General features: G+C 67.0%; 10 protein-coding genes. 5 read left to right on the forward strand and 5 right to left on the reverse strand.

Features of this window, described 5'->3' with window-relative positions; translation table 11 throughout:
• Positions 1-17: 17 nt before the first annotated feature.
• From OG331_RS18810 to OG331_RS18830, 5 genes are all read right to left on the reverse strand, one after another.
• On the reverse strand, positions 18-1,058 hold the full coding sequence (locus OG331_RS18810) for an ABC transporter ATP-binding protein (protein ID WP_406197637.1): 1,041 nt from the start codon (positions 1,056-1,058) through the stop codon (positions 18-20).
• Positions 1,051-2,025, reverse strand: coding sequence for an ABC transporter ATP-binding protein (locus OG331_RS18815; protein WP_406197640.1), 975 nt, complete (start codon positions 2,023-2,025; stop codon positions 1,051-1,053). The genes OG331_RS18810 and OG331_RS18815 overlap by 8 nt, the downstream gene beginning before the upstream one ends.
• 69 nt (positions 2,026-2,094) lie before the next feature.
• Positions 2,095-3,135 (reverse strand): ABC transporter permease, encoded by a 1,041-nt coding sequence (locus OG331_RS18820; protein ID WP_406197642.1) that lies wholly within the window; start codon positions 3,133-3,135, stop codon positions 2,095-2,097.
• Positions 3,128-4,051 (reverse strand): ABC transporter permease, encoded by a 924-nt coding sequence (locus OG331_RS18825; RefSeq protein WP_406197644.1) that lies wholly within the window; start codon positions 4,049-4,051, stop codon positions 3,128-3,130. The genes OG331_RS18820 and OG331_RS18825 overlap by 8 nt, the downstream gene beginning before the upstream one ends.
• A gap of 7 nt (positions 4,052-4,058) precedes the next feature.
• A complete protein-coding gene (locus OG331_RS18830) occupies positions 4,059-5,693 on the reverse strand; it encodes an ABC transporter substrate-binding protein (RefSeq protein ID WP_406197646.1) in 1,635 nt (544 codons plus the stop codon).
• 528 nt (positions 5,694-6,221) lie between these two features.
• On the opposite strand from OG331_RS18830, the gene OG331_RS18835 reads away from it, so the two are divergent.
• The 5 genes from OG331_RS18835 (at position 6,222) to OG331_RS18855 (ending at position 12,337) form a co-directional block, all read left to right on the forward strand.
• Positions 6,222-7,250, forward strand: coding sequence for an ABC transporter permease (locus OG331_RS18835; RefSeq protein WP_406197648.1), 1,029 nt, complete (start codon positions 6,222-6,224; stop codon positions 7,248-7,250).
• A gap of 78 nt (positions 7,251-7,328) precedes the next feature.
• The gene (locus tag OG331_RS18840; protein WP_406197650.1) at positions 7,329-9,089 is read left to right on the forward strand and encodes an ABC transporter substrate-binding protein; all 1,761 of its coding nucleotides are present in this window, start codon (positions 7,329-7,331) and stop codon (positions 9,087-9,089) included.
• A gap of 106 nt (positions 9,090-9,195) precedes the next feature.
• On the forward strand, positions 9,196-10,176 hold the full coding sequence (locus OG331_RS18845; RefSeq protein WP_406197652.1) for an ABC transporter permease: 981 nt from the start codon (positions 9,196-9,198) through the stop codon (positions 10,174-10,176).
• A 52-nt stretch (positions 10,177-10,228) separates the two neighbouring features.
• Positions 10,229-11,263 (forward strand): ABC transporter ATP-binding protein, encoded by a 1,035-nt coding sequence (locus OG331_RS18850; RefSeq protein WP_406197654.1) that lies wholly within the window; start codon positions 10,229-10,231, stop codon positions 11,261-11,263.
• 30 nt (positions 11,264-11,293) lie between these two features.
• Positions 11,294-12,337: an ABC transporter ATP-binding protein gene (locus OG331_RS18855; RefSeq protein ID WP_406197656.1), complete on the forward strand. Its 1,044-nt coding sequence runs from the start codon at positions 11,294-11,296 to the stop codon at positions 12,335-12,337.
• The last annotated feature ends 32 nt before the right edge of the window (positions 12,338-12,369 follow it).

The following is a 12,369-nucleotide window of genomic DNA, read 5'->3' on the forward strand; positions in this document are numbered from 1 at the left end:
GGCCGGGGTGCGCCATGTCACCCCGGCCCGTTGCCTTGCGCCGCCGCGAAATGGCACGCCGAGTCGTGGGCCTCGGGTCCGCTCGGGTCGTGCAGACGGGCCGGCACCGCTAGCACCGGCACCTGCTGGGCGCAGCGTTCCTCCGCCTTCCAGCAGCGAGTACGGAAGCGGCAGCCGGAGGGGACGTTCGTCGGGGACGGGACGTCGCCCGCGAGGATGATGCGTGCGCTGCGTTCACGGGCCGACGGGTCGGGGACGGGGACCGCGGAGAGCAGCGCCTGGGTGTAGGGGTGCGTGGGGTGGTCGTAGATCTCGGCGTCCCTGCCGATCTCCACGATCCGTCCGAGGTACATCACCCCTACCCGGTCGGAGATGTGCCGGACGATCGACAGGTCGTGGGCGATGAAGACGTAGGAGAGGTCGAACTCGTTCTGCAGGCGGTCCATCAGGTTGATGACCTGGGCCTGGACCGAGACGTCCAGCGCGGAGACGGGTTCGTCGGCGACGATGACCTCCGGGCGCAGCGCCAGCCCCCGTGCGATGCCGATGCGTTGGCGCTGGCCGCCGGAGAACTGGTGCGGGTAGCGGTTGATGTGCTCGGGGTTGAGGCCGACCACGTCCAGCAGCTCCCGCACCCGGCGGCGACGGTCGCCCTTCGGCGCGACCTCGGGGTGGATGTCGTACGGCTCCCCGATGATGTCGCCCACCGTCATGCGGGGGTTGAGGGAGGTGTACGGATCCTGGAAGACCATCTGGATGTTGCGGCGTACGGCTTTGAGGGCGCGGCCGGACAGTCTGGTGATGTCCTCGCCCTTGTACTTGATCGAACCGGCCGTCGGTCGTTCCAGGTTGACCAGCATCTTGGCGACCGTCGACTTGCCGCAGCCGGACTCGCCGACGATGCCGAGGGTTTCGCCGCGGTGCAGTGAGAAGTCGACGCCGTCCACGGCCCTGACCGCGCCGACCTGTTTCTTGAAGAGGATGCCCCGGGTGAGCGGGTAGTGCTTGACGAGCCCGCTCACCTCCAGAATCGGCTCGGCCGATGCGGAACTAGCCATCCAGGCACTCCCTCCAGAAATGGCAGGCGCTGCCCCGTGCTTCGGAGACCTCGTACAGCTCGGGTACGTCGGTGCGGCACACGTCCCGGGCCGTCGGGCAGCGGGGGTTGAAGGCGCAGCCCTGCGGGATGTTCATGAGGTTGGGGGGCAGGCCCTTGATGGCGTAGAGCTCCTGGCCCTTCTGGTCCAGGCGCGGGATCGACTCCAGCAGGCCCTTGGTGTACGGGTGGGCAGGCGCCTTGTAGATGTCGTGCACCGGCGCCGACTCCACGATCCGGCCCGCGTACATCACGGCGATCCGGTCCGCGACGTCCGCGACGACGCCGAGGTCGTGGGTGATGAGGATCAGGCCCATGCGGTACTCGCGTTGCAGCTCCGCCAGCAGGTCCATGACCTGGGCCTGGACGGTGACGTCGAGGGCGGTGGTGGGCTCGTCGGCGATGATGAGTGCGGGTTCGAGGGCGAGGGCCATCGCGATCATGATGCGTTGGCGCATGCCGCCGGAGAACTGGTGCGGGTACTGCTTGACGCGCTCTCGTGCGGCCGGGATGCGTACCCGGTCCATCAGCTCCACGGCCTTCGCCCGCGCGTCCTTCCTCGACATGCCCCGGTGCACGACGAACATCTCGCCGAGCTGGTCGCCGACGGTCAGTACGGGGTTCAGCGACGACAGGGCGTCCTGGAAGATCATCGCCATCTCGGCGCCGCGGACCTTGCGTCGCTCCTCTTCCCCCAGCTTCAGCAGGTCCCGCCCCTGGAAGAGGATCTCGCCCCCGGTGATCCGCCCGGGCGGCATGTCGAGAATCCCCATCACCGCCTGCGCGGTCACCGACTTCCCGGACCCGGACTCCCCGAGCACGGCAAGCGTCTCCCCCGCGTCCACGCCGTAACTCACCCCGTTGACCGCCTTGGCAACCCCGTCCCGCGTCCGGAACTCCACCTGCAGATCACGCACTTCGAGCAACATGCCGGGGCTCACCTCACTTTCGGATGGGGGGCGTTGCGGGTGGCTTCGCCGAGAGGACTGGGGGTCCCCTCACCTCAGCTTCGGGTCGAGGGCGTCGCGTACCGCGTCGCCCAGCATGATGAAGGCCAGAACCGTGATGGCCAGGGCTCCGGAGGGCCACAGGAGGGCGTGGGGGGCGTTGCGGATGTAGGGGGAGGCGGCCGAGATGTCGATGCCCCAGGAGACGCTCGGGGGTTTCAGGCCGACGCCCAGGTAGGACAGGGTCGCCTCCAGGGCGATGTACGTACCCAGTGCGATGGTCGCGACCACGATCACCGGGGCGATGGCGTTGGGTGCGATGTGGCGCAGGAGGATCCGGGAGTTGGAGGCGCCGAGGGCGCGGGCGGCCTGGACGTAGTCGTGCTGTTTGGCGGTGATGACGGCACCGCGGGCGATGCGGGAGATCTGCGGCCAGCCGAGCAGCACGATGAAGCCGATGACCGGCCAGATGGAGTTGCTGGTGACCACGGACAGCAGGACCAGGCCGCCGAGGATCACCGGGATGGCGAAGAAGACGTCGGTGATGCGGGAGAGGAACGAGTCCCACAGGCCGCCGAAGAAGCCGGCGAGCGCCCCCAGCACCGAGCCGAGGACGGCGACCCCGAGCGTGGCGCAGACGCCGACCGCGACGGACGTACGGGCGCCGTAGACCGTGCGCGTGTACACGTCGCAGCCCTGGCCGTCGTAGCCGAAGGGATGGCCGGGCGCGGAACCCTGCTGGGCCTTCGCGAGGTCGCACTTGAGCGGGCTGCCGGAGGCGATCGCCGAGGGCCACAGGGAGATGAAGAGCAGGAAGAGGATGATCATGCCCGAGATGATGAAGACGGGGTTGCGGCACAGGTCCTGCCAGGCGTCGGACCAGAGGCTGCGCGGCCGTTCGCCCACGGAGGCGGCGGCCGATGGCTCCGGTCCCGGCGGTCCCGTGCCCTGCGGACCCCGCGGTGCCGTGCCGACCCGTGGCCCCGGCTCCAGCGTCTGCGCCTCGCCCGCGGCCAGCTCCATCGCACCGCCCGCACCACCCGCGCCGCTGCCGGCGATCGCCCCCTCGGACTGGAACGGCTGCTCAGGCATAGCGGATCCTCGGGTCGAGTACGGCGTACAGCAGGTCGACGACCAGATTGCAGACGAGGAAGACGAGGACGAGGACCGTCACGAAGCCGACGACGGTCTGTGTGTTCTGGCGCAGGATGCCCTGGTAGAGCTGGTAGCCGACGCCGTGGATGTTGAAGATCCGCTCGGTGACGATCGCGCCGCCCATGAGGAATCCGATGTCGGCGCCGATGAAGGTGACGACGGGGATGAGGGAGTTGCGCAGGAGATGCCGGGTGACCACTCGGTGCCTCGGCAGTCCCTTGGCGATCGCCGTACGGACGTAGTCGGAGCGCCGGTTCTCCGCGATGGAGGTCCGGGTCAGCCGGGTGACGTACGCGAGGGAGACCGAGGCGAGGACGAGGCCGGGGATCAGCAGCTCGCCGAAGGGTGCCGATGAGGAGACCGACGGGCGGATCCAGCCCCACTCCACGCCGAGCAGCAGTTGGAGCAGCAGGCCGGTGACGAAGGTGGGGACGGAGATGACGACGAGGGTCAGGAGCAGGACGCCGGAGTCGACGGGGCGCCCCCGCTGCAGGCCGGTGACGACGCCCAGCGTGATGCCGATGAGGACCTCGAAGAGGATCGCCACGATCGTGAGGCGGAAGGTGACCGGGAAGGCCGTCGACATCAGCTCGGTGACTTCCTGGCCGTTGAACGCCGTACCGAAGTCTCCGGTGAAGACGTTCCCCATATAGGTCAGGTACTGCTGCCACACGGGCTTGTCGAGGCCGAACTCCTTCCTCAGCTGGGTCGCCGTCGCCGCGTCGCACTGCCGGTCGCCGCACAGGCCCGCGACGGGGTCGCCCATCACGTTGACCATGAGGAAGATCAGCAGGGTGGCCCCGATGAACACCGGGACCATCTGCACCAGGCGCCGGACGACGTACCGCCCCATGACGGGCTCAGCCGACCTTGATCTCGTTGTAGACGGGGACGCTGAACGGGTTGAGGGCCACGTTCGACAGCCGCTGCGACCAGCCGGCGCTGCCGTTCTGGTACCAGAGCGGAATGGCCGCCATGTTGTCCCGGACGACCGCCTCGGCCTTCTGGAACATCTCCACGGCACGCGCGGGGTCGGTCTCGGCGTTCGCCTCGTCGACGAGCTTGTCGAACTCCTCGTTGGACCACTTGCCGTCGTTGGAGGAGGCGTTGGTGTAGTAGAGGGGCTGGAGGAAGTTCTGGGTCAGCGGGTAGTCCATCTGCCAGCCCGCCCGGAAGGGTCCGGAGAGCTTCTGGGTCGTGCTCTTGCTGCGGAAGTCGGCGAAGGTGCCGATCGGGTTGCCGGCGCAGGCCCGGTCGTTGTCCAGGGCGTTGTTGATGGAGTTGCAGACGGCGTCCACCCACAGCTTGTGGGAGCCGGTGTCCGCGTTGTACGTGATCTTCACCTGCCCGCCGGGGAGCCCGCCGCCCTCCTCGATCAGCCTCTTCGCGGCGGCCGCGTCGTACTGGCACCACTCACCGCACAGCCCCTCCTTGTAACCGCCCTCCGGGCCCAGGACGGGTGAGGTCCAGTCGGTCGCGGGCGTACGGGTCGCCTGGAAGATGGTCTTGGTGATCTGCTCACGGTCGATCGCCCGGGACAGCCCCTGCCGGACCTTGACCGAGCCGGGCTTGTTCCAGGCCTTGTCGTAGTGGGGGAAGGCCAGGGTCTGGATGATGCCGGCCGGGGTGTTGAGGTAGCGGTCGCCGAGGTCGCTGCGGACGTTCTTCAGCTGCTGGGCCGGTACGTCGTCGACGAGGTCGAGGTTGCCGGCCATCAGGTCCGTGTAGGCCGTGTTGTTGTCCGTGTAGACCTTGAGGGTGACGCCGGCGTTCAGGGCCGCGTCCGGACCCGGGTACGCGTCCCACCTCGTCAGGCCCATCTCGGAACCCTTGGTGTACGACTCCACGGTGTACGGGCCGTTGCCGACGGGCTTGGCGAGCCAGCCGGCGTGGTCGTCGTAGAAGGCGCGCGGCAGCGGGACGAAGGCGTTGTAGCCGAGGGTGTCGGGGAAGCTGGAGAACTTCTGGCTGAGCCGGACGGTGAACGTCCTGTCGTCGACCACCTTCAGCCCGGACATGGTGTCGGCGCTCTGCTCGCCCTTGGCCGGGTGGACCTTGTCGTAGCCGTCGATGTAGCTGAAGAAGTAGGCGTTCTTCTGGTTGTTCTTCAGGCTCGCCCCGTAGTTCCAGGCGTCCACGAAGGACTTGGCGGTGACCTTCTCGCCGTCGCTGAAGGTCCAGCCGTCCTTGACGGTGATCGTGTAGGTGCGCGAGTCGGCGGTCTCGATCCGCTCGGCGAGCATGTCCTCGGCCTCGCCGGTCTTCGGGTCGTACTGCTTCAGGCCCCGGAAGATCATGGACAGCACCTTGCCGCCCTGCACCTCATTGGTGTTGGCCGGCTCCAGCGGGTTCTGCGGATCGGTCCACGACGAGCTCAGCACCTCGCCGCCGGCTCCGCTGTCACCCCCGCCTCCGCAGGCCGTCGCCACGAGCGCGACCGCCATCGCGCATGCGGCCCGACCGGCCGCCCGTCCGGCGAACGTGGCTCCACGCATGGAGTGCCTCCTCTGGTACTGATCCGTTACGGGCCAATATCAAGCGAAAAGGCACATATCGCACTTGGACTCCGGCCAATGGAGCAACCGACCGTCCGGATGCCGGTGCCCGAAGCACACCCACCGGACCCCTGTGCGAGGTCCACGCGACGACCCCCGCGGGCGACGAAACGGACTTCTTTCGTCCGGCCCCATGGATCTTCGATGTATGGCGCAATGGATCTCTGTCATCCGATGCCGAACCGTTGGATTACGACCGCTGGATGTACACATTTCGACACAGGAGCGTCCGCATATCGAACTTGTTGCCCGATTGGTCCAGTTAGTCCGAGTCAAGGCACAACTCAATCACGTTGCGCTACCCGCGTAGCTACGGAATGGTCAAGGCAGGGTAAAGAACGTAAAGAGACAACCAAGTCGGCCGAGAATTTATTGACCTTGAATGAATTGCGTTGAAAAAGTCCGGCGTAGCCCGTAGGGGAGCGTGCCCTGCGGAGTCATCAGACCCTCCCTTGGGCCAGGAGCACCATGACCCCCCCAACTCCATCCGCGGCTGCCCCGCTTGAGGCGACTGACGAAAGCATCGACAAGTCGCCTTCGCCCTCCACCCCTAAGGGCAACGAAAGCCGCTCGCCGGGACGGCTGGCGTGGAACCGCTTCAAGCGGGACCGCACGGGCGTCATATCGGCGTACATCGTGATCTTCTTCTTCGTGATCGCGCTCGCCGCTCCGCTCATTGCGAAGCTGTACGGCAAGGATCCGTACACGACGTACGCGAGCCAGCGGCCCGAGCTGCTGAACGCCTTCTCGTACCCGGCGGGTCCGAACGGCGGCATGAGCGGCGAGTTCTGGTTCGGCATCGAGCCCCAGCTGGGACGTGACGTCTTCTCCTTCCTGCTCTACGCGATCCGCACCTCACTGGGCATCGCCCTCGCCGCTACCCTGCTGACCGTGATGCTCGGTGTGATCATCGGCGTCACCGCGGGCTACCTCGGCGGCAAGACGGACTACCTCGTGGGCCGGGTCATCGACATCCTGCTGTCGTTCCCCTCCACCCTCTTCTTCATCGCCTTCATGCCGGTCGTGTACGGGCTCTTCGTCGCTCCCGACGAGGAGATCCCTACCTGGCTTCGGGCCACCGGCCTGATCATCGTCCTCGCCGCCTTCGGCTGGGCCTCCATCGCCCGACTGCTGCGCGGCCAGGTACTCGGCCTGCGCGAGCGGGAGTTCGTCGAGGCGGCCAAGGTCACGGGCGCGTCGCCGCGGCGTATCGTCTTCAAGGAGTTGCTGCCCAACCTGTGGACGCCGATCATCATCCAGTCCACGCTGATGCTCCCGGCGTTCGTCACGATCGAGGCGGGTCTCGCCTTCCTCGGCGTCGGCATGATCGACCCGACACCGGACTGGGGCGTCATGATTCAGCGGGGCGCAATGTTCTACACCGAGGACATCACCTTCATGCTCTTCCCGGGCCTGTCCATGGTGATCTTCGTGCTCGCGTTCAACCTCCTCGGGGACTCGGTGCGTGACGCACTCGACCCGAAGTCCAAGCGCTGACTCCGGCCCATTTCAGGACCACGGCAAGACGCCGGGGTGCCGGATCTCTCTCATCAACTCACTTCAAGGCAGGATGCGATGTCCTTCTCGCGTAGAAACTTCCTGATCGCCACCGGCGTGGCCGCGGCGTCGACGTCGGTACTGAGCGCGTGCAGCAGCGGCAGCGAGGGCGGCTCCGGGCAGAACGACGCCCCCAAGGTCAGCGGCTCCAAGACGACCGAGATCCCGGTCGGCACCAAGGCCGACTCGACCGGTCCGGCTCCCGAGGTCAAGGGTGCGGCCAAGGGCGGGACGATCTACTCGCTCCAGCAGTTCGACATGGACCACATGGACCCGGCGCAGATCTACGTCTCGACCGAGGGCGCCATCACCGTGCCGATCATGCGCGGCCTGACCGGCTACAAGCTGGACGACAAGGGCAACGCCACCCTGGTCGGCGACGCCGCGACCGACGCCGGCACGATGAAGGACGGCGGCAAGACCTGGTCCTTCACCATCAAGGACGGCATCAAGTGGGAGGACGGCGCCGACCTCTCCATGGACGACGTCCGCCACACCTTCGAGCGCCTCTTCGCCGAGTTCATCACCGAGGGTCCCCGCTACGTCCAGCAGTTCGCGGTCGGCGGCGACAAGTACAAGGGCCCCTACGACGGCAAGAGCCTCGACTCCATCGAGATCGACGGCAAGACCATCACCTTCCGTCTCAACGAGCCCCGCGTCGACTTCAACTACACGCTCGCGATGCGTGGTTACTCCCTGGTGCCGAAGAAGCAGGACACCAAGGAGAAGTACGACAAGCGCCCGTTCTCCTGCGGCCCGTACAAGATCGGCGACCGCAGCATCGGCAAGTCGATGACCTTCGTGCGCAACGAGCACTGGGACCCGAAGACGGACTCGATCCGCAACGCCTACCCGGACAAGTACGTCTTCCAGATGGGCTACGAGCTGGTCGCGTCGACCGACCGCTGGATCGCGGACAAGGGCAACGACCAGTACGCGGTGCCGATCTTCAACGAGGTCGCGCCCGAGCGCGTCGCCCAGGTCCTCACCAAGCCGGAGCTGAAGAAGCGCGTCCTCACCGCGGTCGACACGGCCACTTACTACTGGCCGATCAACATGACCCGCGTCAAGGACCTCAAGGTCCGCCAGGCCATCAACCACGCCTGGCCGCACCAGCAGGTCCAGACCATCAATGGCGGCGCCGCCACCAGCGAGGTCGCCACGACCATCCTCGCCCCGGTGACCCCCGGCTACAGCAAGTTCGACCTGTACGGCGCGGCCAAGAAGCCGAACGGCGACCCCGCGAAGGCCAAGGCCCTGCTGAAGGAGGCCGGCAAGGTCGGCTACAAGCTGGTCATCGCCTTCCAGCAGTCGGACACCCAGGTGAAGGTCGCCGTCGCCGTCAAGAACGCCCTGGAGGCGGCCGGCTTCGACGTCGTCACCAAGCAGGTCGACAAGTCGACGTTCTACACGCAGATCGGCAAGCTCGACAACGGCTTCGACCTGATGGGCGCCGGCTGGAGCCCGGACTGGCCGAACGGCTACTCGCAGTTCTACCCCTGCTGGAGCGGCAAGAACATCGGCGACGGCCGGAGCAACTACGCCCAGCTGAACGACCCGAGCGTCAACAAGGCCATCGACGCGGCTTCCAAGATCGCGGACGTGGAGGAGGCCAACAAGGCCTGGGGCAACGTCGACAAGATGATCCTGGAGATGGCTGCGGTCGTCCCGGACTACCACAAGATTCGCAACTACCTGTACGGCTCCAAGGTCGGCAACGTCATCTGGGACGCCGGCAACACCTGCGTCGCGCTCTGCAAGCTCTTCGCCAAGAAGTAAGCGCGCAGCACTCCTTGGGGGCGGTCATCCACATGGCCGCCCCCTGTGGCCCACCCCCCTCTGCTTCCCTCCCGGCGACGGCGCCCCGTCCGGAAAGTCACGCCTCATGTTCCGCTTCCTTGTCCGCCGAGTCACCGGCGCGATGGTCATCCTGCTGATCATCAGCGCCATCACCTTCTGGCTCTTCTACGCCGTGCCGCGTGACCCCGCCATGATGTCCTGCGGCAAGAACTGCACTCCTGAGAACCTCGCGCAGATCCGGGAGAACCTGGGCATCGACAAACCGATCCCGGTTCAGTACTGGCTGTGGCTCGTGGGCATCTTCGTCGGGCGGAACTACCCCAATTACGACTACTGCGACGCCCCCTGCCTCGGTTACTCCTTCGCCAACCGCGAGCCGGTCTTCGACACGATCATGGATCGGCTGCCGACCACCCTGTCGCTCGCCTTCGGCGCGGCCATCGTCTTCCTGATCATCGGTATCGGCGCCGGCATGCTCGCGGCCCTCAAGCAGGGCCAGTTCCTGGACAAGTTCGCCAGCTCGGCGTCGCTGCTCGGCTCCTCGCTGCAGATCTACTTCGTCGGCTACATCGCGATGTTCTTCTTCGTCTCGCAGCTGGGGTGGCTCGACCAGCCGCAGTGGACCCCTCTCACCGAGAATCCGGTCGCCTGGTTCTCAGGACTGCTACTACCCTGGCTGGTCCTCGCGATCATCTTCACCGCCAACTACACCCGTATGACCCGCTCCCAGTTGGTCGAGCAGCTGAGCGAGGACTACGTTCGGACGGCCCGGGCCAAGGGGCTGTCCCGGTCGAACGTGTTCTTCCGGTTCGCCTGGCGTGGCGCGATGGGCCCCATCGTCACGGTCTTCGGCATCGACCTGGGCGGGCTGATCGGCGGTGCCATCATCACCGAGTCGACCTTCAGCCTCCCGGGCATCGGCCGGCTCGCGGTGAAGTCCGTGGACCAGAGCGACCTGCCGATGCTGCTGGGCGTGACCCTGCTGGCGGCCGGCGCGATCGTCTTCTTCAACATCATCGTCGATGCCGTCTACGCCCTCATCGACCCGCGGATCCGGCTCGCCTGACCTCCGCCCCCCACTCCCGACCCCTCGCATCACCCCCCTCAGGAGCGTCCCCGTGACGAGCACCGATCAGCAGCCCTTCCTCTCCGTCAAGGACCTTCAAGTCCACTTCTCCACCGAGGACGGCATCGTCAAGGCCGTCGACGGGCTCTCCTTCGACCTCGCCAAGGGCAAGACGCTCGGCATCGTGGGGGAGTCGGGATCCGGCAAGTCCGTCACCAACCTGACGATCCTGGGCCTGCACGACGCCCACCGCACCATCATCGACGGCGAGATCCTGCTGGACGGCAAGGAGCTGCTCACCGCCTCCGAGCGGGAGATGGAGCGCCTGCGCGGCAACAAGATGTCCATGATCTTCCAGGACGCGCTGGCCTCGCTGTCGCCGTACCACACGGTCGGCACGCAGATCGGCGAGACGTACCGCAAGCACACCGGCGCCTCCAAGAAGGAGGCCCGGGCGCGGTCGATCGAGATGCTGCGGCGGGTCGGGATCCCGCAGCCGGACATGCGGGTGGACGACTACCCGCACCAGTTCTCCGGCGGCATGCGCCAGCGCGCGATGATCGCGATGGCGCTGGTCTGCGACCCCGAGCTGCTGATCGCCGACGAGCCGACCACCGCGCTCGACGTGACCGTCCAGGCGCAGATCATGGACCTGCTCAAGGACCTGCAGCAGGAGTTCGGCACGGCGATCATCTTCATCACGCACGACCTCGGTGTCATCGCCGACATCGCGGACGACGTGCTGGTGATGTACGGCGGCCGGTGCGTGGAGCGGGGCACCAAGGAGGAGGTGCTGCGTGACCCGCAGCACCCCTACACCGTGGGTCTGCTGAGCTCCATGCCGAGCCTGGACGGGCCGGTCGACGTGCCGCTGTCCCCGATCCCGGGTGCACCTCCGTCACTGCTGAACCCGCCCTCCGGCTGCCGCTTCCACCCGCGGTGCGCCTTCACCGAGAAGGTCTCGGGCGGGCTGTGCTCCAGCGAGCGGCCGCTCCTCGACGTGGTGGACGGCCGGGGGTCCGCCTGCCACCTGCCGCAGGGGGAGCGCAAGGATCTGTTCGCCGAATTCGCCGGATCCCGGCACTGACTGACGTACACGAGACGGGACTTCACCATCATGAGCAACGCGCAACCGCTCCTGGACGTCAGCGGTCTGACCAAGCACTTCCCGATCAAGGGCGGCTTCCCGATCAAACGCACGGTCGGCGCCGTCAAGGCCGTGGACGGCCTCGACTTCCAGGTGGGTGAGGGCGAGGCCCTCGGCCTGGTCGGCGAGTCGGGCTGCGGCAAGTCGACGACGGGCCGGCTGATCACACGGCTCCTGGAGCCGACGGGCGGCAAGATCTCGTACCGCGGCCAGGACATCACGCACGCGGGACGCAAGCAGCTCGCGCCGGTCCGCTCCGAGATCCAGATGATCTTCCAGGACCCGTACGCGTCCCTGAACCCGCGCCAGACGGTCGGCAAGATCATCTCCGGCCCGATGGAGATCAACGACATCAACCCGGCGGGCGGCCGCGAGAAGCGTGTCCGCGAACTGCTGGAGATCGTCGGCCTGAACCCCGAGCACTACAACCGCTTCCCGCACGAGTTCTCCGGCGGCCAGCGCCAGCGCATCGGCGTGGCACGGGCGATGGCCCTCGAACCGAAGCTCATCGTGGCCGACGAACCGGTCTCGGCGCTCGACGTCTCCATCCAGGCGCAGGTGGTGAACCTGCTCCAGAAGGTCCAGCAGGAACTGGGCATCGCCTTCGTCTTCATCGCCCACGACCTGGCCGTCGTACGGCACTTCTCGCAGCGCGTGGCGGTCATGTACCTCGGCAAGATCGTCGAGATAGCCGACCGCGACGACCTGTACGACAACCCGCGCCACCCGTACACCCGGGCGCTGCTGTCCGCCGTACCCGAGGCGACGGTGGAGGAGACCCCTCGCGAGCGCATCCGCCTCCAGGGCGATGTCCCCTCCCCCATCAATCCGCCCTCCGGCTGCCGCTTCCGCACCCGCTGCTGGAAGGCGACGGAGAAGTGCTCGACCGAGGCCCCTCCGCTGGTCCAGGTCGAGGGCAACAAGCCCGGCCACCTGACCGCGTGCCACTACCCGGAGACGGACGACACGGTCCCCGCGCCGCGTCTCGCCAAGGACCCCCAGCCGGTGGTCTGACACACCCCTTTTCGTCAGCCGCCGTGCCCGGA

The organism is Streptomyces sp. NBC_01017 (assembly GCF_045162795.1).
Classification (GTDB): Bacteria; Actinomycetota; Actinomycetes; order Streptomycetales; family Streptomycetaceae; genus Streptomyces; species Streptomyces machairae.